The organism is Myxococcales bacterium, assembly GCA_023898405.1.
Taxonomy (GTDB): Bacteria; Myxococcota; UBA727; order UBA727; family JABDBI01.
In genome coordinates this window covers 1256910-1281617 of the sequence record CP060221.1, presented here as the reverse complement: position 1 = coordinate 1281617, position 24708 = coordinate 1256910, and the positions used below count along the sequence as shown (strand labels likewise).

Below are 24708 nucleotides of genomic sequence, written 5' to 3'. Positions count from 1 at the left end.
TGATTTAGAGCTTATTTGGAACTAAGTTCTTTTCTCTTATAATTCGATAGTCTTCTCCAAAACCTTTGTGCAATTCTTGAGTAAGACTTTTTTCAGGCTTTTTCTTACTCATTAGTACAAATTTTTTCTTACTATTCATGAGAGAGCTCCAAACACCTTGAGTTGCACCACATAGCGATTTCTTGCGAATCTGTTCGGGCAGTGTTCCACAAAGCTTAAAAAATTCTTGCACGCTTTGAGTTGAAATCATCTGCTTGATAGTTGGAGTTTGAGGGGCTTCTTTCATGAGCCGGGTTTTTGCAAAGGCAATGCCATAGTGAGGAATATGAAGTGCGTCAGCAAACACTAAAGTTTTATTGGTTTGGCTTTGTTTTTCACTAATTTTTTGCGCCAGCAGCGTATTTCTTTGGGAAAAATTTTCGAGCGGAACAAGCTCATTGTTGAGTGCAGTTTTATCCCAACCATCAACTTTTAGTTCGTCCCATACAGATGCTTTTGACTTTATTTCATCATGAACCGACTCAAGGGCGAGAAGGATATCGAATTTTATTTTATTTGAAATATAGGTGTAGGCCGCTAATGGATCGTCCCAACTATCTGATTTTTTAACCAAATTGTATGCTTTATTTCTGGTGATATAGTTGGAATATATGTAAAATTTATTGTTTTTATGAAGATAGTTAATGATGTTGCTAATTCTTTCAGAGTCAGCTTGGTAAATAATGTTATCGTTTTTTCTTAAAAAGGAATTAGCGAAACGAATAAAATCTTTCGTTACATCAGGGCTATCATAAAAGTCACCGAACACAACAACATCAGCATCGTAGATAGAATTTGTGTTGCCAACAACGTGAAAATCATTTTCTTTGATGGGGGTGAGAAAATGATGATCGTTGAGTGTTTCATTTAGTTCTTTGAAATAAGTTTCTTTGCTTAAATAAACTTTTCTTATAGGTTTTTCGGGTCCACAGGAAGTTTGCATCAAAAGAGCAAAAGTAATAACTGACAAGGCTAAAAATTTTTTATTTAATGACCTCACATTCACCGTGAACACCTCTTTTTATTGTATAGACTATTTGATTAAAAATAAAAGATGTTTTTAAGACAAATAAAAACATAATAAATTGTTTGCGTGTGTGATGTTTCAATTGTGTTGAAAAATATTGTTTAGAAAGCGTTGTTTCTATTTTACGTAGAATTTTTTCACGCTCATTTTTGCCTAGGGTTCGATGAATTTCTTTGAGCTTTTTAGGTAAAACTTTACCTAGGACTTGGGTACTGTGTTCATAAAAGTAAGCCAATTGCTTATCGTATTCTTGTTTTTCAACATCTCAGCACTCATCAGGGCAGTGTTTTTGCAACACTACCGAAGAAATTACTTTGTCCAAAAATCATCCATTAGTAAGAGCGCAAAAAATATTTTTGTATTTTTTTGGGGGGTTGGCTATTGACTAAAATCAAAATCATCTATCCATGGTTGCCAAAAGCAATTTTTTTTGAGAGCTTGCGAGAATAAGAGACGAGTAGTTCTCATAACAAAAAAATAAACCAGTAATTATTTTTTCAAAAATTCGCCCCTTAACTTTGTGCATTTGGGTACCGAGGGGCCGAGTGTTGGATCTGTTTATCCAACCGATAGTGCAATCATGCCATAAAACTAAAGCAAGGAGATTCAAGCTATGATCAAACTTTGCAATTTATCCAAATCCTACAATGGGAAAACAGTTCTAAAAAATGTTTCGCTCGAAGTGATGAGGGGAGAGTCTTTGGCTATAGTTGGTGGTTCTGGTTCAGGTAAAACCACTACGCTTAAAACAATTAATCGCTTGATAGATCCATCCCTAGGCAAAGTACTGATCGATGGAAAAGATACCAGAAAATTTTCTCCTCACATTTTGCGTCGAAAAATTGGATATGTGTTTCAAAAAGTAGGTTTGTTTCCTCATATGAATATTGCTGAAAATATTGCGGTGCCAATGAAATTAGCTGGATGGAATAAGAAAAAAATTCGAACTCGCACAGATGAATTGCTTAGGCTTGTGAGTCTTGATGTCGTTGTAAAGAGTAGAAGGCCGCGTGAACTTTCCGGGGGACAACAACAAAGGGTTGGTGTGGCTCGCTGTTTAGCTGTAAGACCAGAATTAATGCTGCTCGATGAGCCTTTCGGTGCTTTGGATCCAATTGTGAGGGAGCAACTCCAAAAGACTTTTTTAGAGCTCAAAAAAAATCTCGGATTAACGACGATATTGGTTACCCACGATATTTCAGAAGCGATGATTATTGCAGATCGTATCGCTGTTATGAAAGACGGGAGACTCCTTCAGGTTGGCGAGCCACAAGAATTACTTAATAATCCAAAAAATCACTATGTTCAGCAAATAATGGATACCCCGCGAAGACAAACAAAAGCACTGGACGATCTGCTCGGAGATAATGCATGATTGAGCAGCTTCGCCTTTTACCAGAGTACCTATCAGCGCATTTAAATTTGACCTTGACCTCTTTGAGTTTAGGAATCTTAATCAGCGTTCCCTTAGGAATACTTGCCGCTCGTTTTAAACCTGTTGAACGAATAGCTTTAGGAATTGCTCAGATTATTCAAACAATTCCAAGTCTTGCCTTGCTTGCTGCTATGGTCCCTCTTCTTGCGCTTCTTGGGGCTCATAGCATAGGCTATTTACCTGCTTTTATTGCTTTAGTTCTTTACAGTATTCTTCCTATTTTGAGAAATACCGTGGTGGGACTCAGGGCTGTGGATCCTGCCTTTATAGAAGCGGCTAAGGGCGTAGGGATGACAAGAGCGCAGCGCTTATTTCGTGTTGAATTGCCTTTGGCCACACCGATGATAATTGCTGGCATAAGAACCTCTACAACGCTGACCGTAGGGACTGCAACACTTTCCACTCCAGTGGGTGCAACAAGTTTAGGCAATTATATTTTTGTTGGACTGCAAACTCAAAATATAGCGTCTATTACAATTGGCTGTATCGCTGCAGCAGTATTGGCAGTTGGGTTGGATACTCTCGTGAGAGTATTGGCCTATGGGTTAGAGCGAGAAAAAAAATCATGGGTTGCGGGTGCCTTCGCTCTATTTGCATTGTTGTTTTCATACGTAGTTTACGATGCCGTAAAAGAATATTGGCCTTCTAAAAATCAACAGATAGTTATAGGGGCAAAGGCAATAACTGAACAATACATTTTGAGCGAAATATTAAAGCAAAAAATCGAGAATCAGGATGATTGTAAGGTAAAAATTCGTCAATCTTTGTCGTCGCTTACAGCCTATGAGGCATTAAAAGCGAATGAGATCGACGTATTTGTTGAGTATTCTGCGACACTTTGGAATCACACCATGCAGATGAAGGAGCACCCTTTGGATTCAGTATATCTTTATCAAAAGATTGAAAAATTCTTGAACAAAGATGGTGTTGAGTTGGTGGGAAAAATTGGTTTTAAAAATAATTACGCTTTTGCTATCAAGCGTGAGTTAGCCAAGAAATTGGGCATAGAGAACTTGAGCGATTTAGCTCAACACTCAAATCTGATTTTAGCCGGTGATTATGAATTTTTTGGGCGTCCTGAATGGCAGCTTTTTAAAGAGAGTTACAAAATTAGGTTTTCCAAAAAAATCATTATGGATCACGCTTTGGTATATCAGGCAGCAGATAAGGGTAACGTCGATGTAATTGTGGTATTCACCACTGACGGGCACATTGATGCTCATGACATGCTTGTTCTAGAAGATGATAAAAATGCCAGTTTATCTTTTGATGCGATGATACTGACGAGTAAAAAGTTTGGACAGCAATTATCTAAGCTAAATCAAGTTTTAAAAAATTTAGTAGGAACGATAGATGAAAAACAAATTAGAGATCTTAATTTTAAAGTAGATGGAGAAGGGCAAGATCCTGCCGCGGTTGCTCGTATTTTTAATGAAGAAAAAAACAGTCTCTAAGTAAGATCTGGAGACTGTTAAAAATATCCTAAGAAGTAAGTTGACAATTATTTTCAAAACAGCCTTTAGGCAACTATGCTTTGGTTAATTGTGGTTCTGGCGAGAATATAAATAGTGTAAAACTGGGAATGCACATTAAAAAACCAAAGATTGGCAGATTGAGAAAGAGAGCAATACCAATGTGCATTAAGCATGTTGTATAGATCCACCATGCTCGTGTTTTTTGTGGCCAAACAAGTACGCAATAAAAAATTTCTATGGCTAAAACACACCAACCGCTGAACATGGGAAGTGCTGGAACATGAGCCAGCCAATCAAAGTTAACTGTGTTGTATCCGGGGGTATTGAGCGCCTTGTATATCACTTCACCATTCCACCACTGCACTGACGAAGCCTTTTCTATTCCGCTTGTCAAATAGGAGATGCACATATGAAGTTGTAATACCCGTAAACCTAAACGAGCTTTGTATGATGGGAGTCCATTTGTTCGCTTAAAAAATTGATCGAGTGAGTAGTGGTAGCCGCATGGAATCCATATGAGATAAAATAAGAATATGTGGGCATACATATCTGCCCCATAAGCACCACTGTAGCCTGTGTTGAGCAATGACCAATGTAAAAACCATACTAAAAAAGCAAAAAAGTTACTGTAGAGACCGAGCAAAAGAAATATCAGTGCAAAGATATAGCAAGCAGCCAGTGCAATCAAAGCGTGGTGGGTTGAGATTCCCGCTTCCGACAAAAATTGAAGCACGCCATATAAGTTAGGAAGTGTTGGATCGCTGATAATGGCATTAACCTCTCCCTGAATTAAGTTGTGTGGAGAGAAAAAAAACAAAAAATGCTTGCGCATTACAAATGCTTGAACGAGCAAAAGCATACAAAGGAAAATACGAAATAGGGCTAAGGGTTTTGCCGATGCTGGTTTGAAAAAAAAATCGTCAAAAAAATTTTTAAATCTAATCGCAATGCTGTTTTGAGAATATTCTAAGACTGTCATTATTTATTCTCCAATTATCTTGTAGAGCGAGAAAATTGTGCGGTGTAATAATCAGCCCACTGCGAGCGAAGCCCTTGACGATATTCTTCCATGCTTACTGATTGATAACCTTGTATTCGAAGTTTGGCCTCAGAGGCGTCGTTATAGCGTGAAAAGATGACGGCAGCTAAACCTGAAGCTAAGGGTTTGCGGAATTCGGGAAATTCAAATTCTTCACTGGTGAATTCTTCAAAAATTCCTCCCATACGAATCTGAGCTTCTCTTTCAGTTGTTGGTATAAAGTGAATATCTTCGATTTTTTCGCCTGATGTTTTGACAATATCAAAAACGCCGCGGGTTTTTAGGCCAGGTGCTGGAGCAAAAAAACCATAACTGCTATCTGCTCCCGATGCTTTTTGGTACCACTCAATGAAATTTTTTCCCAAAAACCAATCAGCTATTCTTACGTATGAAGCGCTCATTGTTACTAAAGTTAAATGAAGGAGAGCACACGTTAAGAACATTGTTTTAGCGAATTTTTTCATAATAAATTAACCTCGTTCGCTGCGAATTTTTCCTAGATAGTGTGCGTTATCGGCTGATATGCTGTACGAATAGCTTTCTAAAAATGCTTTATTAAAAAAAATATTAAATCGTTGATGAGTCCAAAACGCATAGCTTTGATTATTCTTTAGCCCGATTCGTAAAAGGGCAGCATCAACAAATTTTTTAAGATGATAAGTTGAACCCAGATGCAAAAATTGTTCGAGATGCGATTCATTTACGCTGTCGCTACATAGGCCGCTCAAAGGAATTCTTTTGAGCATTTTTTCATCTCTTTGTAGGAAAACATTTATACAGTTGCTTTCCTGAGTTGGATCATGTTTCAAATTAGCAAGCAAATTAAATAATTTTTTTGAATCAATTTTTTGGTTGTTTTCGTTTACTACTACCCAAAGCAGAGACTGAGCCTGAGGAGTAGGTGCAGCATACATTCCCCAGCCAAATAAACGCCAAGGTGATAAGTGTAGGGTTTGAACAAACAGCATATGAAAAATTGGCCATATAAGCAGCGCTGCAAAAAGGATCAAGGCTGTTTTTTTAGCTAAAGTTCTCAGTTTTGTTTTGAGCATTAAAGCCATGGCTGAACCATAAAAATTAAACACGTTAACAAGACATAGCCGTAGGGTGCTGATTTTGGCACAAACAAGAGCAAAATAGCGAGAGCTGAAAATGCAAAATCAATTTCACCTGAAAAAAAAGCGATTGTAACTTGAAAAATAAAAAGACCAGTAATACCAAGATTACGAAATTTTGGAACTAAAACCAAAATTGGCAGTCCCAGTTCAGCTATAATAGTGAACCACGAACAGGCAAGCAGCAGTCCACGTTGCCAGAGTCCAAAATGGATTACTGCTTGGCTGCAGCAGCCAAATGGAATTTGGCCTGCAAAAGAATCGCTTTGGCCGAATATATTTAGAATGCTGTTGAGGTAGTTCCCTAGGGTAGTGTTATCGGAAAGTGCTTCAAGAGCAAAAAATTCTGCATTCCAGTAATATCCATCAAAAAGTTTATGGACGCCGGAATAAAACCAAACAGATAACATCAAAATTTTTATTAAGTCAGTGCAGGATAGTTGAGACGAGATGTCTTCATTTTCAGGGATGAGTAAGGATAAAATTAATATAAAAAATTCAAGAAATCCATGGTTGATGCTAAATGGCCAGGTGTTCAATAATTCGTTAAAAGAAATTGCTAAAGCAGTGGTAAGTGAAAAAATATAAAATTTTTTTGAAAAAGATAATGCTACAATCCCTGTGAAAATTATCCATGCAACTGGATCGAATGAGCGGGATAATCCGTAAGGAAAAAAGTAAGGAAGAGAAATTTTTATAATTAGGAAGGTGCGAAATAGTCTAAATGCCCAAGTTTTTTGGGTTGCATCACTCGTTGTGCATGCCAAGTTTAGAGAAAAGCGGGCAAACGCATTTGAAAATACTAAAAAACGAGAAGGAAGCAAATGCGCCATAGCCCACCTCATGCTCTACAATAAAATATTCTAGATATTAACGACGATGCCAATGGCCGTGGCCCCAACCATGACCCCATCCGCCATGTCGTTCCCAACCACCACGACGTTCCCAACCGCCGCGTCTTTCTCTACCACCACGACGTTCCCAACCGCCGCGTCTTTCTCTGCCACCATGACGTTCCCAGCCACCGCGACGTTCACGATGATGGTTGGCTATTTCTTCTGAAGAAGAACTGGCCATAATATTTTCTTCGATCAATTCTATTTCATCTATAGAAACAGGATGGTTGTTGGATGGAGCAGCAAAAGATGACCCAGTTATTAACAACGTTCCTGCGATACTAGCTAAAAAAAATTTTTTAACTTTCATTCTTTCCCCCTTCATAAAATGATCTTTGAGATCATTAATGATGCCAAAATTTTAAAGGCAAACCACTTTCTGTTGCAAGTTAAAAACTTTATTAATTTGTTAGATGTTTAAATAATTAAAAACTCTGTCGATGTTTTTCATGCACTTTAAAGTAAATTATCACTCTAGTTTTTATTAAGTGAGCGATATTTTTGGCGCAAAAATATTTTAAATTGGCAAAAAAATAATTCACATAAACACTAACCTATTATTAATTTTCTGCTGTTGATATTCTAAAAATTATGAGCAACGAGGAAAAATTTAATGAGAGAGAACATAGTACTTGAGTCAATGCCAAGCGATATTATCTTAGAACAAGCAAAGGAATTATACGATCTTGATAATTTTGTTTTCATCAGAAAAATGGAAAACATAGTTTATTCAGCAATGCAGCAAAAACAGAAAGTATATGTTCGATTTACCAGTCCGTTAAGAAGAGCGCGACATGAAATTCGTTCGGAGCTTGATTGGATGCAATTTTTATTTAAGTATGGTTTTTCGGTGCCCAGGATAATTAAAAATAAATATCTAGAACCCAGCACAACGCTTATTCATCAAGCTGAAAAATTTGAAGTATGCGTCTTTAATGAAGTAATCGGTCAGCACCCAACACATACTCAAATGATGGATGCAAATTTTCTGCAAAGAATAGGAGCGCTTATAGCAAAAATGCATGAGGCAACGCTACATTATATTCCTGAGGTTTCCGATTTTTATCGTGAACAGTGGTATGAAGAGCGTGGAATACGTCACGCCATAGCAGCAAAAAGTCGAACGAGCGATTTGGAAATGAGAGAAAAGTTTGAAGAAATGGTGCTTTTGCTTTCTTCATGCTCTAGAAATCATGAAAATTATGGACTTATACATTCAGATATTGGCAGAGAAAATATCTTGCTGGAAAAAAATATGTTATCGGTCATAGATTTTGACGATAGCTGTTTTCATTGGCACGTATTTGATATCGCGATTGTGGTATATTTTTTGAGTTTAAAAAATCAACAAATAATGAGTAGTGAAATGCTTGATGACTGTGTTGTAAATTTAGTAACGGGCTATCGCTCTGTTCGTTATCTTCCCGATGAAGAAGTTGAGTTAATACCTCATTTTATTATATTTGCTTTCCTACGATTATATTTTTGGATTGAGGACCATCAATTCCTTGATACCTTTCATGAAAAAGTAAAAGTTAACGTAGAGGAACTTAAGCAAAAAGCCAGGGATTGCGTAGTCTTTTATTCTTAAAAATGTCTGGGATGAAAAAATGTAGACATGTCTACATTCGCAGAGAAAATATTTTTGGATAGTATCTGAAGTTACTGTTTTACTATCGCTTGGTTTTTATTGTCAAAGTAGAAAGCAAATATTGTTACTTCCTAAAGAACAATTAGAACACGTATCTGTCGGATTCTACCAAGGCAATATACTGCCATCAATGTGCCAAAAGTTACCGCTGTTATTGAGGTTCAAATCGTCGATCAAATCTAAAATTTTAGAAGCTGCATCGTGTGGTGGGCGCCCACTGTATGTTCCCAGTACGCGCAGCATATCGGTGTCGACCTGGCCTGGAGAGTATACTCCGACAGCAATACCTTTATTTTTCAAATCGAGTGATAAATTTTTTCCAAGCATATTTAGGGCAGCTTTGGACATGCGATAGGCGTAGCTTTTGCCAATATCATTTTTCGATATTGATCCCATGCGGCTGCTAATCAGCGCAATCTTGCTTTTGAGGTTCATCAGAGGAACCAAGGCTTGCGAGAGCAGGAGAGGAGCAACAGCATTTACATTGTACTGTTGTAGTAACCCATGTGTATCAATGGAATCGAAACAATCATCGAAGCCTATAGCAGCGTTATTGATAACTAGATCTAAATTTGTAGAGCGGAATAGGGTAGGAATTTTCTTGATCTGCTCTGCTGAATTTAGATCTAGACCTTCATGTACATGGATATTTTTAGCGTTGAGTTCATTTGAAGCTCTACGACAGAGCGCAAAAATTGTATAATTCCGTTTTGCTAATTCTTTACAAAAAGCCAAGCCTAGGCCTCGATTAGCACCTGTTACGAGTGCTGTTTTTGCAATCATCACTGCTCCTTAATATATCCATATAAAAAGGTTTAGAGAGCGTTATACTTGGATAATTCCTCATTGATAATCAAAAATTGTGTGTTAGGAAGTGTAGCCTCAACGAGGCTAGCATGCTTAGAAAAACAGGATCAGGTATATTTCATTTTTTTAGCGTATTAATAGCTTTCATATCGGCATTTTTTTATTTTTCAAGTTGCTGTTTTTATTCAAATTCGAATTTAAAACAAATTTACAAGAACAAAGCTGGCAAATTAATTGTTTTCGTTGGTGTTTCAGGAAGCGGCAAGTCTACTCTTGCTAAAGAATTGTCGCTTCTTATTAATGCGAAACTTTTTTTAGAACCAGAAGAAAACAAATGGCCAAAGTTGATTACCCAGAGCCATTTTTATGGTGAATTTGCGGCTATGATGAGCTTAAGAAACCTAAGGGTCAAAAATCTATATGATGCAAAAAAATATAAAGAAGATGGATTTATAGCCATAACCGATTCCTATTACGATAAAATAACCAGCTATTATCTGGGAAAAACAGGGATGGAATGGTTAATTTCTCCTCAAGATCCCTATTTCCATGCTGCTGAATTGCTCACCAAATTAGATACCGAAAATCTTCCTGATGCTGATTGCATGGTTCTTCTAGATATTGATTTTGAAACATGGAAAAAATTCCTGAACAAACGAAAGCGAAAAAGAGATTTTATATCAGGTTTCCAGGAGAATTTTCCATTATACAGAAATTATATTGAAAAATCTGTTGAAAAATTATCTGAACAAAAAAATATTAAACTTATCAGAGTGAAACAAAATGGAGAGGACCCTCAAACTCAAGCAAAAAATATTAAGGAACAACTAGAGAAACAACACGTGTTAACCATATGAGTTTATATGAAAATGATTCATATGTTTTTTCGAAACCTCCCTCATGGAGTAAAAATGCTCTAAATTTAGCCAAAAAACGCTTTCTTTTTAAAAGCGAATTTGCCATTGATGATTGGTTCTATAATGTTGCTAAATGTGTGTGCAGTCATTATGCGGAGCCGGAAAGAGAGTATTACACGAGAAAATATACTCAATTACTTCAATCACGAATATTTTTACCAACAAGTTCTGCTTTGGCAAATACCATTTATAAAAACGGAATTTTTGCCGGCTGCATGGTTTTTCCTTTACCTACAAACTTAGAAGAGATTTTTAATTCGGCTCTCCCTAAGATAATGAAAATGCTGCTCTTGGGAGTTGGAGTCGGACTGGACTTGAGCCACTTTCCACCTCGCTCTCTTCCGATCAATAGTCAGGCTAGTTTAGGCCCTATACAAACGCTTATTACCTTAGCTCAAGCCGTAGAGAGTCCAGCTACTTATCAGGGGATTAAGAGAGCAGCATTTATGGCAACACTTTTTGCTCAGCATCCAGATATTTTTGAGTTTATATCGATGAAGAGACATCGAAGGATCGAAAATATTAATATTTCACTTACTTTCGATACTGCGCTTAAAAAATCACTCGAGGTAAATGGTTATTTACCTCTATTTTGGCAAAATGAAGGTAGTGCAGAGATTTTTTCTCTTGAACACCTTGATAAAATGAAATTGTGTGCTGATTGTCGATCAGTTCAAAAACCTGATTTAGAACTAAGAAATAAAAATAAAATATATAGTAATAGTGTTGGTGATTTCGTTGGGAAATTAATAGGAAATAAAATTTATATCAATACACAAATTTTACTGGATTTTGTTTCGGATACGGCTCATGCATGTGGTGATCCTGGCTTAATAAATCTGGATGCGATTAATCAAGATAATCCGACTCACCCTCGCTATAGCGATATAAAACAAATCGGAATAGGATCTATTAAAAGTACCACGCCTTGTGGTGAACAACCACTCTTGCCTTATGAAGTTTGCCATTTAGGTAGTTTTAATCTGAAAGCATTCATTATCGATCAGAAATTTAATAAGAAATTATTTTCCGACACCATAAAACTTGCACTCAGATTAATGGATGATCTGATCTGTTCTAGTAATCATGGTTTAGATGAAATAAATCGAGTATCGGTAGCAAATCGGAAAGTAGGTTTGGGGGTGATGGGTTTAGCTGATGCTTTGGCTGAATTGGAGATTCCTTATGACTCCGATGAAGCATTAAAATTCTGCGAAGAAGTAAGTTTTTTGCTGCAATCAAATCTGGAAATAGCATCTGAAATTCTAGCAGATGAAAGAGGTGTCTATCCCAATTTTAAATTTTCCAGGCACGCAAATTCACGTCCTCGAAGGCATGCCACATTATCAACTATTGCTCCAACAGGACACATTGCAACTTTGGCAGATTGCTCTTTCGGAATTGAACCGTATTACTTGATAGAGTTTGATAGAAATGCAGCAGGAGTCCAGAGTTGTACGTGCTCAGTTTTGGAGGCAAAGTTACAAAAAATAAATTATAGCCTTGCTCAGTGGATCGCTGATACTAAAAATAGAAATCCATACTACGAATTTGATGGAAGCCTAAAAATGTTGAGCGAAAATATTTTTTCAAAAGAAGAAAAAAATCATTATCTGAAAAGACTAAAATCAGTTTTTAAAACAGCTCACGAAATCGACTATGCAAGTCATCTAAATATGGTGAGCGTTTGGCAAAAGCATGTAGAAAATGGCATAAGCAAGACTATAAACCTATCTCGATATTCAACTCGAGAAGATGTTAAAAATATTTTTAGCTATTTCATAAATCAGAATCTCAAAGGAATAACTGTGTTTAGGGATAGATCTTTAAAAAGGCAGGCTTTGTATAAAACAAAGTCGTGCATAAATTGTTAGGTTATAGAAAATGTCTGTCGGAAAAAATAATATTTCAGAATTACAAATCTTAAGTTGCAAGTCTATCGATGGAAAAAAAAAGTATGACCTACCAGCATATTTAGTTGGAGACAGGGAAAACTATGTTATCTATGCTCGTCCCGATCCAATAATAATTCATCATAAGAAAAATAAAAAATTTTCTTTAGCTCATTCGGAATTGGTTTTGGTAGGCAAAAATGAATACCATGTTGTCTCGGTGGCGATAGATAAATCTTATAATCCTGTAGAAATGTATATTAATATTAATTTGATTCCCGAAAAAAACCCAATTGGTTATCAATGGGTTGATCTTGAGCTCGATATCAAATTAATGCTCAATCACGATAGAAAATTTGTCCCTGTTTTGCTTGATGTTGATGAATATGAAGAGAATATTTCCGATGAAGAGCATAAACAAGTTTGCGAAGCAGAAATTACGAAGACGATGGAAAATATTTTTTCGGAAATGTTTCCGTTTTGTTATCAACAAGCTAAGCAGTTGATTGAAAAATTTTTTATAGAGAAAAAATTTAAAACTAAGGCCATGCAATAAAACGGTGTGTTCTCCAAGACTCTATTTCGAAAAAATTACTGAACAGCTTCTAAAAATATTTTGAACTAGGGGACTGAAAATATTGATTGATATTTAAGAGATTTATTCAGCACGAGAAAGCTCATAACCAACAAGGCTTGCCGAATATTTTAATATATTTCTAAAACAGTGTGAGACTATAACGCGCAAGGGAAAAAGAAATAGTTCCCATAATGATTGCAACAAAAAGATTAAGTCCTCTTTGTACTTTTGCCATTAATAAAAACTGCCGAAAATATTTTGCTAAAAAGCCTAAGAGAAAGAACCAAGTAAATGAAACTAGACATGCGCCAATAGTAAAAGCTAAAAGCTGTAAGCTTTCGTTGTATTGACTAGAAACACTACCCATAACAACTACCGTATCAAGCCAAGCATGAGGATTTAAGAGGCTGAAGGCTACAGACATAACTATTATTTTTTTCATGCTGTTTTTTGTCTCATTTTTTGTTTCTAGGTTTGAGCCCGAGCTGCGCATAAACTGTCTTAATGCTCCCCAAGCATAAAAAGCCAAAAACATACTACCAGCTAGGCACAGAGACAGTTGCATGGTTTTCTGAGAGGTTACGAGTTTTCCTAAACCCATGGCGCCGAGAATAATTAAAGCAGCATCACAAAGAGAGCTTGTGAGGCAGGCAGTTAAAACATAACGTCCGCTCATTCCTTGCTTTAGAATAAAGATATTTTGACTTCCTATGGCTAAAATCATAGCTAAGCTAAGAAAAAAGCCATGAAACAACGGTGCTGATATTAAATCAATCATATAAATTTCTCTCTAAAAAAATATAGGGTATCGATTGATTTTTTCAAGAGAGGTTTTAAATGAAATTAAAAAATAAATAATAAGAAAAAAATGAAATTTTCATAATACAAGAAAGGCTCTCAAAGAGCCTTTCTTATTTGTTTTTTTATGCTTTCCTGCGTTTGCGTATGCCTAGCCAAGCAAAAGCCAATACAAAGAATAAGGAAAGAGTGGAATCTGTTCCATTGACAGTTGAGCAACCAGACCCTTCAGTATTTCTTTGTTGTCTCCTAGGTTTAGGACGGATATCAATGTGAGAATTTTCGATCGCGGGAGCATTCTCGAGCGAAGAGACGTCTGATTTATCAGCCTTTGTTTGCTTCAAGGAAGCGTTTGGTTCCTTAACTACTGCTACAGATTCTTCTTCTGTTAATTGAGCACCGGTGGCTGCAGGAACAGGAGGAACAGGAGCAAATGGAGGTGCAAATGGGAAAGGAAATATTCCGTAATCATCATCCGAGAAAATTGCATCATCGTCGCCATAATCATCATCATCTTCTATTGATGCAAGATAGCTTACTGAAATAGATGCTGAAAACTCTGAAGTATTATTGTTTGGATCAGTTACTGTTGAGCTTATGAGTGTTCCAACCATTTGGTTGGTGGATGATTGAAAAACAAAGCTAGCTTCACCAAGCGCATCGGTTGTTACGTCGATAAAACCGATATAATTTTGACCTTCTCCATAGCCTGAGGCATCAGCTACTGTATTGGCAAAAAATTCAACCCGATAAGCAGAGCTTGGAGTAGAAGAAAGGGTACCTTTGACAATTAAGCCATGTTCATTCGTTGTAGCTGAACTGAGCACGGCAAAGTTTTGTAAATTGTTGGGTCCAGTATCTGAATCAAGTGAATCGTTAAGGCTAACACCGTCATTATCAAGATCAATGCCGAGGAGGCTATTGGAGTGAATAGAGTTTCCCAAAATTAAATTGCCTGTTCCAGCGCTGGAATCAATTAATATTCCCGTCTGTCCATTAAAGGCAATGAGATTGGCGTTGTTCGCAAGTAGACCACCAATTGTAGTAGTGTTGGCATCTGAAATATAAATCCCTGAAGAGCTATTGGGAAGAGACGCTACCCCGTTGGCAGCTACCCCTATAATGTTACCTAAAATTCTATTGCCAGTGACGTTACCTGAGATATTTATCCCGTTACCATCATTCCCTGAGACTAAATTTTTATCTCCTGGTGTACTTCCTCCAATAACATTGTTGGATGATTGTATTGCTATACCGTCGCTTAGGTTACCATTGTCAAGCATTCCGGTAGAGTCAGTACCAATAAAATTACCACGAATAAGATTCGAACCAAGAGAGGTGATTAAAATGCCTTCATTCGCAAATCGATTTATCACGAGACCTTGAATGGTTGAATTCCCAGCATCGATCTGAAGACCTGCGGAGGCACCAGCATTGGTACCGTCTATTTCAATGGCGATGAAGGCATTATTGCCGGAGACCAAAGTATTTTCAGTTGCACCTGGTTGGGTGTATCCATTGATAATAACCGAATCGGTGATAGCGGGAAGTGCGCTGCTTGGTTGAATGGTGTAGATGCTACCCACAACTCCGGGAATGTTGAACTCGATAGTATCCACTCCGCTACCAGCGACCGCATCACCTGACATAGCATCTGTATTTGAAGCGGTAAGAGCTTCTCTTAGTGTTACAAAACCATCAACAGCTATGGTATCTCCTGTGCTGGTAACGGTAATTACTGTTGCGCCTATTTCTTTAACAAAAAGAAAAGACAGTATTGCTAGAATGTACTTCGTTGCTAAATAGCGCCCCGTTTTAAGACTTCTCATGATCATGCTCCCCTTAGCAAGGTCGTTCTTTGTCGTAAAAAAACGTCGCAGCATATTAGCGGCTAGAGCACATTCGTGCACAGTCGATCAACTTCCTGCCCATTTCCTGCAAAAATCATCCAAATAATCAGGCACTAATGCGTTGTAGCACAGTTGGATTTATTGTGAGTAAAGGCGATACTATGGGGTTAACGCAGAGTGTGTAGGATACTTATAACTGAAAGGTGGAGATTTGTAGACGCGTCTACAAATCTATCTAAAGAGTTAAAAAATTAGAAATCAAAATTTAAATCTAGCAAACTAAGACCAGGAGGAAATTATGAAAAAGATTTTACTTAGCTTGCTATTTTTGATGCTTGTTAAAACAGCCTGGTCTGCAACAATTTTATCTGGGTTTTACAATAGATTTAATGAAGTGGTAGAGCTAGAAGTTGGTTATTGTTTTAATGATGAAGAATTGCCACGGATAGATTTCTTAGAGGGAGTTTGTCAGGCAACATTTCCAGCTTCATGCGATGTGATTGTAGACGTTATTGATGAAAGTCCTTTTCCTCTGCCTGGAGATATCTGTGGCTCAGAAATACTAAGCTATGATGTTATAGATTTGCCAAGGCCAGTGGTTTTAAATTTTTTAACAAGCGATGGTTCGGTGGGCAGTATCTTAGTTGATTAGTTCAAGATCATGCTGGATAAGCTTAGCTTTTTTCCGTTTAAGTACGCTGTCGTGTGACCTCAGAAAAAAATATTATCTAAGGTCACAAAATATTACTTTGTATGAATCCAACAAGTCTCATAAAACTGCATTATTTTTTTATAAGTTATTGAGCAGTCGATTATGAAAGTCTAATAAATAATCAACAGCGTTAAAAGCCTCTAAAGTTCTTTCTGCACTTTTTACTCTTTTGGTCAACAGTTCGCTGTTTGGAGCAGAGATAATGCCATTACCTATTAAAAGACCATCCATAGAAAATTTCAAAAAGCAATCTTTTACATGTTGAAAAATAAATTCATAATGATCTGTCTCGCCCTTTAATAGAAGACCTAGAGCTATATATGCATCAAAGGGCTTTTGTTTCTGATAGGTTCGTATAACCGATGGGATCTCATAACAGCCCGCTCTGACGGTTTCAATTTCAAAAGTATACTTTGAATTCTGTAAAAGTTTTAGGCAACCCTCTAATTGTTCTTCAGCTAATGCATGATGATAATTTGACCAGACTATAAGAATTCTGGGGTTTTTCATGATACTTTCCTTTGATCTTGTTTGATAGATTTAACAGCATATGTGTTTATTTCAAGACTATGGGAATAAATATTTTATATAAGTAAAATACTGTTGTATTAATTGGTATAGTTTATTGTTTTTGCTTGAGAGGTTTGCATGCAGAGAACAAAGTTATACAAATTTTTATTTGTTTTATTTATTTCATTTAAGGTTCTTGGTTTCGATAGTTATGAGCATATTGCTACTGGTACTAACGGGGTGCAATTGCATTTCCCAAAAAACAGCCAAGTATTCGATGATTTTCCATACAAACTTTTTTATGAGCTTTTGCTTGAACATGAAAATCAGCCAAAGGTAGGTAAGATAGAGTACAATCCTCAGTATATTACGATTCGCAATGGCGATCAGATTTTAAAATTGGCCTATGGAGAGATTATAGCTTTAGCTGGAGACTTTGTCGGAATGAGTGATAAAACTATTTCCGATGGAGTAGAAATTAAGCATTTCGAAAAAATGCGTTCAAGACTCGAAGATAATTTTCGGAGAGCATTTGAAGCTCTCCTGCCTTCGGAGCAGAACCCTATTTATAGTAATAATAACTTAGATTATTTGCGTGGATTATTTAAAAATGAGTACAAATCGCTCATACTGAACTTGAGCAAGAAGCATGGGGTTCATTTTAACAACGCTAGTTCACATTCCGTTACCTCCAAAATAAAAGACCAGTGGGCATATTCAAAGTCACCTGGTTATGTCGATCTTTTGTCAATTAATGTTGATCACTTTGAAGATGATGCGAGAATTAGTTACGCTATAGGCCACAGCTTAGCTATGGAAGAAGCCAAAAAAGCCTATGAATTAAAAGCCAAAGGCGAACAAGAGGAAGCCGTTGCAATTTTGAATATGGCATATGCTATGGATGCCTTTGCCTCCCATTTTTTAACCGATCTCTTTTCTTCTGGTCATTTGAGAACTCCGAGGGGGGGGCTACTTGAGGTATCCAATTCTATTAAATATCGGACAATGGGCTATACCGCTTCAAATGTAGGTCTAATGGCAAATGCTATGCATGATGAGGATGGTTATTCCGGTTTATGGTTGAAAAATAAAGAAGGTCAAATCTGGAATGCTTTCGGAGATGGTTCTTATTTTGATGTAAAAAGTTTGGATAATCGACAAGCAATTAGAGAGGCGCTACAGGCTTCGGTAAATGAAGTTTATAGAACCTTTGAGACTGCTCAAATAACACCGTTCAAAAAATTTAAAGCTCTCAAGTTAGTAGGAGATCCTCTTCCAAGCAGTAGCGACGTCATTAGCAAAATAGCTAATCCTTTCGCATTGTTCAAGATGACAAAAACATGGCCGGAAGTAAGAAAAAATTATTACGATAACTCGATCGGTGAATATCAGGCAATTACATCGCTGACAGGCATTTCATCCTTTATCAAAAGCGATTTAGGGACATTTAATCACGCAAATTTTTATTCATTTTTAATGGCAGCGCATTTGGTGGAGTCTTTCAAAAGGAACGTTATTGTCGAGTGCTACAATACATTCGATAGAGAATCTATTTGGCCATCAAAAGAAAAAGACTATGTCACTTTAAAGGATTCTAAATCTATGATTGCCATCGATAACAAGACGCTCCAATTTTATTCATCTATTTTAATAGGAAACTTACGCCCTGATGGTATTTTTTACACCGTAAGCGCGGATGAGGGAGAAAAAATAATCTCACAGTGCCAACATGCTATGGAAACTAATGCCAAACTTGGACTTGTGAATGGACCACAGGTAGTAGAGATTAGAGGAAGAATTGATAGAGGCTATAGTCACCCTATAGTAGTTTTTGATAAAGAGGGACAACTGGTGCGTCTAAAAGGTTATAAAAGTGAGACCGTAAAGAACTAATAAAGTAAGAAAATTTATTTTTTATTTCCCCAACTTCTAGCGAAAAATAAATCACATGATCTTATTCAAGGAGAGGGAACTTTTAGGCTTCCCTCTTTTTTATTAAAAAATTTCTAGGAGATTTTTAAATATTAAGGGAATCGATCCTACCTTAAATAAATTTTTTTGCCCAATTGAGGTAGAACGAGAACCATTTTTCAATAATGGCTAAATTTTCTTCGTTTTTTATTTTTCCCTGTTCATCGAAAAAATCTTTTGTAGCGTGTATGTAGATTTCAGGCTTACAAAGGGTGGGCATGTTTAGGCTGGCCAGAATGGTACGCAGATGTTGTTGGGCAAGTGCAGTGCCTATAGAACCGATAGAAGCTCCAATGATTCCCGCGGGCTTGTTGGTCCATGAATTTTCCCCAGGCGGGCGGGAGCCGTGATCAAGAGCATTTTTAAGTACTCCTGGGATGGAGCGATTATATTCGGGCGTGACAAAGATTAAACTTTCACATGTGCTGATTTGGTTTTTAAATTGTTTTACCGTTGATACATCATCATCATCATCCTGATTATAAAGTGGAAGTTTTTCAATGCTAATGAATTTAAAATCACATTCTTTTTGGCCTATGTAAGCAATAGATTTTGCCAACTTTAAGTTATAAGATTCCTTTCTAAGACTTCCTACGATAATACCTGTACTTACTTTTTTCACGGCTAATTTCCTGCATTCTTTTTGATTTTTCAGCACTTATCATTGCCGAAAGTTAAAAAATGCAAAAGTGAAAGTTGGCACTGAGCTTTAAATAATCATTTTTTTGAATAGAAGTACGGTGATTTGGCCATTGCATTTTGCCACTCGTCTCGTATAGTGAAAATCTAAACTATATACTTTAAGAAGCTAAAATCAAGATATGATAACTGTAAAAAATATTGCTTTAAATTTTGGTGCCCGCAAATTATTTCAAGATGTAAATATAAAATTTACTGAAGGTAATTGTTATGGAGTTATTGGCGCGAATGGCGCAGGAAAATCTACTTTTCTTAAAATTTTGTCAGGTGAGCAGGAGCCTTCTGCTGGGCAGGTAGAGTTTTCAAAAGGCCAAAATTTTGCAGTTTTGAAACAGGATCATTTTCGCTATCAAGATGAAACAGTTATTCAGACTGTCATCATGGGGCATGATCGGCTTGTGTCTGTTATGCAGGAAAAAGAAGCTATCTATGCAAATCCAAATTTTAGTGAAGAAGATGGCAATAGAGCTGCTGAGCTTGAAACAGAATTCGCTTCACTTGGTGGTTGGGAAGCGGAGACTGATGCTGCGACCCTACTTAAAGGGCTTGGTATTGGTGAAAAGCTGCTTCAGGTGCAAATGAAAGAGCTTAAAGATTCTGATAAGCTCAAAGTTTTATTGGCTCAGACCCTTTTTGCTCGCCCAGATCATTTGTTGCTGGATGAGCCTACCAACCATCTCGACGATAAATCGATTCGCTGGCTTGAAGATTATCTTCTCAATTTTCCTAATACGGTGATTGTTATTTCCCACGATCGTCACTTCTTGAATAAGATTTGTACTCATATGGTGGATATCGATTACGGAAAAGCTCAACTTTATGTGGGAAATTATGATTTTTGGTTGCAATCGAGTGAATTGGCACGAGAATTGCGCAGCAACGAAAATAAAAAGAAAGAGGAAAAAGCAAAAGAGCTTGAATCGTTTATTCGTCGCTTTAGTGCAAATGCTTCAAAATCTAGCCAAGCAACGTCAAGAAGAAAACAGCTAGAAAAACTCACCTTGGAAGAGCTTCCTATTTCAACTCGTAAGAGCCCAAATATTTTATTTCAACAAAAAAGAGAAGCAGGCGATATCTTGCTTGAAGTAGAAAATATTTCGAAGGCGCTTGAAGGACAAACAATTCTCAAGAATGTGACATTCACGATACGAAAGGGAGATAAGGCTATTTTTGTCGGTGATGACGAGATAGCCAAGACCCTTTTGTTTAGAATTTTAACAGGTGAAGTTGAGCCCGATAGTGGTACTTTTAGATGGGGAGTTACTACTACCAGAGGGTATTTGCCTAAAGATAACAATGTTTATTTTGAAAATAAGGATCTAAACCTTATTGATTGGTTAAGAGAGTATTCTGAGGATAAATCAGAAAATTTTATTCGTAGTTTTTTGGGACGCATGCTTTTCTCAGGTGAAGAAACCCTCAAAAAATCCAGTGTTCTTTCTGGTGGTGAAAAAGTTCGATGCATGTTGGCAAAAATGATGTTGCTTGGCCCCAATGTTTTGCTTCTCGATGGACCAACCAACCATTTAGATTTGGAAACCATCACTGCGCTTAATGACAGCGTTATTGCATTTCCTGGTACAGTATTATTTACGACGCATGATCTTCATTTTGCTCAAACAGTGAGCAACAGACTTTTTGAAATCAAAGATACGCAGGTCATCGATCATCAAAAAAGCTATACGGAATTTTACGAACAAAACAAAAATTAAATAAATTTTAAGGAAAATTCTCGTGTAGTTTTGCCTAGGAATTATTTTGTTGTTTTCGTTGAGCGTCAAAATAGTTTAGACGCTTTTTCATTTCCCGTTCAAACCCTCTTTCGACTGGAGCGTAAAAGCATTCCCTCTTCATTTCTGGGGGAAAGTTATTTGCTCCTGAGCAGCCTGAAGCTGTGTCATGATCGTAAATATAATCTTTAGCATAACCAAGTTCTTTCATAAGTTTAGTTGGTGCATTGAGAATATGTTTAGGAGGCTGAAGGTGAGAAGTTGTTTTAGCGATAAGCATTGCTTTTTGGTAGGCTTTATAGACAGCATTACTTTTGGGACAAAGAGCTAAATAAACTACAGCTTGAGCGAGGCCAAGCTCTCCTTCTGGTGAGCCAAGCATCTGGTAGCTATCGCGTGCAGCGATTGCTACCTTTAGAGCCTCCGGTTCAGCAAGACCAATATCTTCAGTTGCCATTCTAATTAAACGGCGGGCTAAAAATAGTGGATCCTCTCCGCCGTTGATCATGCGTGCAAACCAGTAAAGAGCAGCATCTGGGTCTGATGAACGAATGGATTTGTGCAGAGCTGAAATAAGATTATAGTGCATGTTGCCGGCTCTATCATAATTTGCCTGCTGCTGCTGAAGAAGTTCCTGCACATGATCGAGAGTAAGAATTTTTTTTTCTTTGTCGGTATTAATATTTTCAATCAAATTAAAAAGATATCTTCCGTCGCCATTGCTTGAATGAATTAAATAGTTTCGTGCTTCTTGAGTAAGCGGAAGCTGAGAAAATATTTGTTCATATCGTTTAATAAGTTTTTCTAGGCTGTTATTATCGAGAGGCTTTAGGGTTAATACACGCAGACGTGAGAGTAAGGCTGAGTTTAAATAAAAAGAAGGATTTTCAGTGGTTGCTCCGACCAAAACGATAGAGCCATCTTCTAAAAAAGGTAAAAAATTATCCTGCTGAGCCTTATTAAAACGGTGAATTTCATCAACAAAAACTAAGCTGGTTCTGGCGTAGAGTGGGTTAACACTTTGTTCTTTAATAATTTTTTTTATATCGGCGCTGCTGTTATTTACAGCACTAAAACATAGAAAATTAAGATCGAAAGCCTTGGCGTAAAGTCGGGCGATAGAAGTTTTTCCTACACCCGGAGGGCCCCATAGTAAAATGGACAACGGGCGCTTGGAAGTGATTATTTTAGAAATGAGTCCAGTCGTTCCAAAGAGATGATCTTGTCCAACTATGTCATTTAGATTTTGTGCCCGCAGTTGTTCTGCGAGAGGTACATTTTTTAGCATAATGTTCGAAAATATTAAGTTTTACGCAGATATTAACTCAGCCCATAAATAATTCGCCAAGGGGGTAAGCTGCTAAAGTTTTTGGTCATATCCAGAAAACATTGACACGTTAACTTTGCGCAAGAGTGTATTTTCTATTTGTAAAAGTAGTTTGAATTTATTTGATTTTTTTTTGATCTGTCCGAGATAGCAAGAAGAAGCTGATTGGGTTGGGTTAAAATTATTTAAATATCAATAAATTGAGGCCTTATGAATTTTATTAGTTGCAGGAGGCTTTGAATTAGTATGTTTTGGTAGACGCGTCTACAGAAATATTATGAACTAATAAAAGCAGCCATTCCCCGTTGCAGCATATAAATGTTCTGATAAATGAGGGCTAAGGATTTGGCGGTGCTGTTTTAAATCTACCAATTAATGACCTGGCACTACGAGCGTTGACGCTACCACCTCAATTCAAATCTATAAAAACTAACAAAAATTATAAAAGGGGCGTAGCGCCCGAAGATAAAGGTTTATTAATGGATAAACGTAAGACTTTTAATGATTTATCATTATCAAATGGCATGAAACAAACCCTGCAAGAGATTGGTTTTAATGATGCAACACCAATTCAGGAACGAGCCATTCCTGAACTCTTGGCTGGTAGGGATCTTTTGGGGCAGGCGCAGACGGGTACAGGAAAAACTGCAGCCTTTTCAATTCCTCTAATCGAGAAAGTGAATATCAATAACAAAAATATTCAAGCCTTGGTGGTATGTCCCACAAGAGAGCTATGCCTGCAAGTTTGCCAAGAGATTAAGCGGCTTGCCAGTCATACAGAAGGGGTAAGTGCGGTAGCGCTTTACGGTGGGCAAGCGATTGAACAACAGATGCGGGCATTAAAAACCCAAAAACCTCAGATTGTGGTAGCAACTCCTGGCCGTCTTTTTGATCACTTGAGACGAGGTAGTATTGATCTTTCTAGTGTCGTTATGATTACTTTGGATGAAGCAGATGAAATGCTTGATATGGGTTTTAGAGGCGAAATTGAACAAATTTTTGAGCTTTTGCCTGAAAGTTGCCAAAGGATTTTCTTTTCTGCAACTATGCCTAAAGCCATTTTAGATTTGGTACATACTTATTTGATCGACCCAATTATCATCAAGACCGAATCAAAAAATCTGACAGTTGCAAGAATTGATCAAAGTTATTATCGAGTCCGCGGTAAGGAAAAAATAGAACTTTTGTGCAGGGTTTTAGATTATAGAAATCCTAAACTGGCAGTTGTTTTTTGCAACGCAAAAAGTACGGCTGACGAGATAGTTGAACAGATAAAATTCCGAGGATTCGAAGCAGGTGTGTTGCATGGGGATTTGAATCAAAATCAGCGTGATCGCGTTATGGCAAAATTCCGAGGAAGTCAAATAAAAGTCTTGGTTGCAACAGATATTGCTGCTCGGGGCATAGATGTTGACGATGTTGAGTTGGTACTTAATTTCCATCTTCCTCATGATCCTGAGGACTATGTTCACCGCATCGGTCGAACTGGTCGTGCTGGGAGAAAGGGGCGGGCGATATCTTTGGTTGAACCGCGTGATAATTCGCGCTTGAGAAAGATTGTTCATTTTGCTCGTGCTGATATCAACGAAGAAGAGCCACCTTCAATTAACGATGTAAAAACTGCTAAGCTTAGCAATTTATTTAGCAAAGTTGAGGCTGCTCTTAGTTCTGAATTGATCGGTGAGTACCGCGCATTTTTGTCTAAGCAAAGCCTAGATTCGCAAGATATCGCTGCAGGTCTCATCAAAATTGCCTTGGAAAAATTTGATGAGCATGCCATGGATGACGCTTCATTTATGGCTATGCAGGGAAAACGATATTCCGGCATGGGGTTTGGCGGTAAAAAGCGAAACGAACGTGAAGACCGAGGTAGTTTCAGAAGACGTGATAGAGAACGTGGTTTTAGAAATTCTTCTCGTCGTCAAGATGACTTTAAGGCTAACAAAGGCGAAAGGGATTTTTCACCTTTCTCTAATAATTCTTTTAAGAAAGATGGTAGACGTTCCTTTGGTGAAGCTCGTGAAGAAAGACCGATGAGAGCTGCTCCCCAAGGTTTTAGAAAGGAGCGAAACTCTTCTAATGACGCAGCTGGAGGAAAAAGAGGTTTTAAAGGCGATCGTTCCAAACCAGACTTTGGTAGATCTTCAAAGCCTCGCTCGGGCCGTTTCACTAAGGTTTCTGGCGGTCCGTTTGGCGGAAAGAAGAGAAAGTAAGTTTTTTAAAGGATTTATGTACTTCTAG

Annotated in this window: 22 protein-coding genes; 10 read left to right on the top strand and 12 right to left on the bottom strand. The window is 37.3% G+C overall.

What is annotated here, in order from left to right:
- Positions 1 to 4 precede the first annotated feature (4 nt).
- Positions 5 to 1045, bottom strand: a complete 1041-nt coding sequence (locus H6731_05775; GenBank protein ID USN49790.1) for a hypothetical protein — start codon at positions 1043 to 1045, stop codon at positions 5 to 7.
- Between the two features lie 634 nt (positions 1046 to 1679).
- On the opposite strand from H6731_05775, the gene H6731_05770 reads away from it, so the two are divergent.
- A complete protein-coding gene (locus H6731_05770; protein ID USN49789.1) occupies positions 1680 to 2441 on the top strand; it encodes an ABC transporter ATP-binding protein in 762 nt (253 codons plus the stop codon).
- Positions 2438 to 3955: an ABC transporter permease/substrate-binding protein gene (locus H6731_05765; GenBank protein USN49788.1), complete on the top strand. Its 1518-nt coding sequence runs from the start codon at positions 2438 to 2440 to the stop codon at positions 3953 to 3955. The genes H6731_05770 and H6731_05765 overlap by 4 nt, the downstream gene beginning before the upstream one ends.
- 73 nt (positions 3956 to 4028) lie before the next feature.
- Here H6731_05765 and H6731_05760 read toward each other — a convergent pair whose 3' ends face one another.
- Genes H6731_05760 through H6731_05740 form a run of 5 tightly spaced genes read right to left on the bottom strand, consistent with a single transcriptional unit; the run spans position 4029 to position 7336 of the window.
- Complete coding sequence (locus tag H6731_05760; GenBank protein ID USN49787.1) at positions 4029 to 4955, bottom strand: hypothetical protein; 927 nt, start codon at positions 4953 to 4955, stop codon at positions 4029 to 4031.
- 14 nt (positions 4956 to 4969) lie between these two features.
- On the bottom strand, positions 4970 to 5479 hold the full coding sequence (locus H6731_05755; GenBank protein ID USN49786.1) for a hypothetical protein: 510 nt from the start codon (positions 5477 to 5479) through the stop codon (positions 4970 to 4972).
- A gap of 6 nt (positions 5480 to 5485) precedes the next feature.
- The gene (locus tag H6731_05750; protein USN49785.1) at positions 5486 to 6076 is read right to left on the bottom strand and encodes a hypothetical protein; all 591 of its coding nucleotides are present in this window, start codon (positions 6074 to 6076) and stop codon (positions 5486 to 5488) included.
- Positions 6067 to 6963: a hypothetical protein gene (locus tag H6731_05745; protein ID USN49784.1), complete on the bottom strand. Its 897-nt coding sequence runs from the start codon at positions 6961 to 6963 to the stop codon at positions 6067 to 6069. Before H6731_05745 ends, H6731_05750 begins: the two co-directional genes overlap by 10 nt.
- A gap of 37 nt (positions 6964 to 7000) precedes the next feature.
- Positions 7001 to 7336 carry a hypothetical protein gene (locus H6731_05740; protein USN49783.1) on the bottom strand — a complete coding sequence of 112 codons (336 nt, stop codon included), beginning with the start codon at positions 7334 to 7336 and terminating at the stop codon, positions 7001 to 7003.
- A 303-nt stretch (positions 7337 to 7639) separates the two neighbouring features.
- Here H6731_05740 and H6731_05735 point away from each other — a divergent pair, with 303 nt between their 5' ends.
- Positions 7640 to 8617 carry a phosphotransferase gene (locus tag H6731_05735; protein ID USN49782.1) on the top strand — a complete coding sequence of 326 codons (978 nt, stop codon included), beginning with the start codon at positions 7640 to 7642 and terminating at the stop codon, positions 8615 to 8617.
- Positions 8618 to 8782: 165 nt separating this feature from the next.
- On the opposite strand, the gene H6731_05730 is transcribed toward H6731_05735, so the two are convergent.
- Positions 8783 to 9460 (bottom strand): SDR family oxidoreductase, encoded by a 678-nt coding sequence (locus H6731_05730; GenBank protein ID USN49781.1) that lies wholly within the window; start codon positions 9458 to 9460, stop codon positions 8783 to 8785.
- A 113-nt stretch (positions 9461 to 9573) separates the two neighbouring features.
- Between H6731_05730 and H6731_05725 the strand changes: the two genes are divergently transcribed.
- From H6731_05725 to H6731_05715, 3 genes are read left to right on the top strand one after another with little or no spacing between them, the layout of a single operon-like run.
- The gene (locus H6731_05725) at positions 9574 to 10341 is read left to right on the top strand and encodes a hypothetical protein (GenBank protein USN49780.1); all 768 of its coding nucleotides are present in this window, start codon (positions 9574 to 9576) and stop codon (positions 10339 to 10341) included.
- Positions 10338 to 12275: a hypothetical protein gene (locus tag H6731_05720; protein USN49779.1), complete on the top strand. Its 1938-nt coding sequence runs from the start codon at positions 10338 to 10340 to the stop codon at positions 12273 to 12275. The genes H6731_05725 and H6731_05720 overlap by 4 nt, the downstream gene beginning before the upstream one ends.
- 10 nt (positions 12276 to 12285) lie before the next feature.
- Positions 12286 to 12849 carry a DUF402 domain-containing protein gene (locus tag H6731_05715; protein USN49778.1) on the top strand — a complete coding sequence of 188 codons (564 nt, stop codon included), beginning with the start codon at positions 12286 to 12288 and terminating at the stop codon, positions 12847 to 12849.
- 160 nt (positions 12850 to 13009) lie between these two features.
- On the opposite strand, the gene H6731_05710 is transcribed toward H6731_05715, so the two are convergent.
- Entirely contained in the window at positions 13010 to 13648 is a 639-nt protein-coding gene (locus tag H6731_05710; GenBank protein USN49777.1) for an amino acid transporter, read from the bottom strand.
- A gap of 145 nt (positions 13649 to 13793) precedes the next feature.
- A complete protein-coding gene (locus tag H6731_05705) occupies positions 13794 to 15497 on the bottom strand; it encodes a right-handed parallel beta-helix repeat-containing protein (GenBank protein ID USN49776.1) in 1704 nt (567 codons plus the stop codon).
- Positions 15498 to 15816: 319 nt separating this feature from the next.
- Here H6731_05705 and H6731_05700 point away from each other — a divergent pair, with 319 nt between their 5' ends.
- Positions 15817 to 16170, top strand: a complete 354-nt coding sequence (locus tag H6731_05700) for a hypothetical protein (GenBank protein USN49775.1) — start codon at positions 15817 to 15819, stop codon at positions 16168 to 16170.
- A 138-nt stretch (positions 16171 to 16308) separates the two neighbouring features.
- Here the strand turns inward: H6731_05700 and H6731_05695 are convergent, their stop codons facing one another.
- Positions 16309 to 16740 carry a 6,7-dimethyl-8-ribityllumazine synthase gene (locus H6731_05695; GenBank protein ID USN49774.1) on the bottom strand — a complete coding sequence of 144 codons (432 nt, stop codon included), beginning with the start codon at positions 16738 to 16740 and terminating at the stop codon, positions 16309 to 16311.
- Positions 16741 to 17049: 309 nt separating this feature from the next.
- Here H6731_05695 and H6731_05690 point away from each other — a divergent pair, with 309 nt between their 5' ends.
- Positions 17050 to 18633, top strand: a complete 1584-nt coding sequence (locus H6731_05690) for a hypothetical protein (GenBank protein ID USN49773.1) — start codon at positions 17050 to 17052, stop codon at positions 18631 to 18633.
- Between the two features lie 151 nt (positions 18634 to 18784).
- Here H6731_05690 and H6731_05685 read toward each other — a convergent pair whose 3' ends face one another.
- Positions 18785 to 19333 carry an NAD(P)H-dependent oxidoreductase gene (locus tag H6731_05685; GenBank protein USN49772.1) on the bottom strand — a complete coding sequence of 183 codons (549 nt, stop codon included), beginning with the start codon at positions 19331 to 19333 and terminating at the stop codon, positions 18785 to 18787.
- Positions 19334 to 19532: 199 nt separating this feature from the next.
- Between H6731_05685 and H6731_05680 the strand changes: the two genes are divergently transcribed.
- A complete protein-coding gene (locus H6731_05680; GenBank protein USN49771.1) occupies positions 19533 to 21122 on the top strand; it encodes an ATP-binding cassette domain-containing protein in 1590 nt (529 codons plus the stop codon).
- Between the two features lie 34 nt (positions 21123 to 21156).
- On the opposite strand, the gene H6731_05675 is transcribed toward H6731_05680, so the two are convergent.
- Entirely contained in the window at positions 21157 to 22428 is a 1272-nt protein-coding gene (locus H6731_05675) for a replication-associated recombination protein A (protein USN49770.1), read from the bottom strand.
- Positions 22429 to 22946: 518 nt separating this feature from the next.
- Between H6731_05675 and H6731_05670 the strand changes: the two genes are divergently transcribed.
- Complete coding sequence (locus tag H6731_05670; GenBank protein ID USN51891.1) at positions 22947 to 24680, top strand: DEAD/DEAH box helicase; 1734 nt, start codon at positions 22947 to 22949, stop codon at positions 24678 to 24680.
- Positions 24681 to 24708 lie beyond the last annotated feature (28 nt).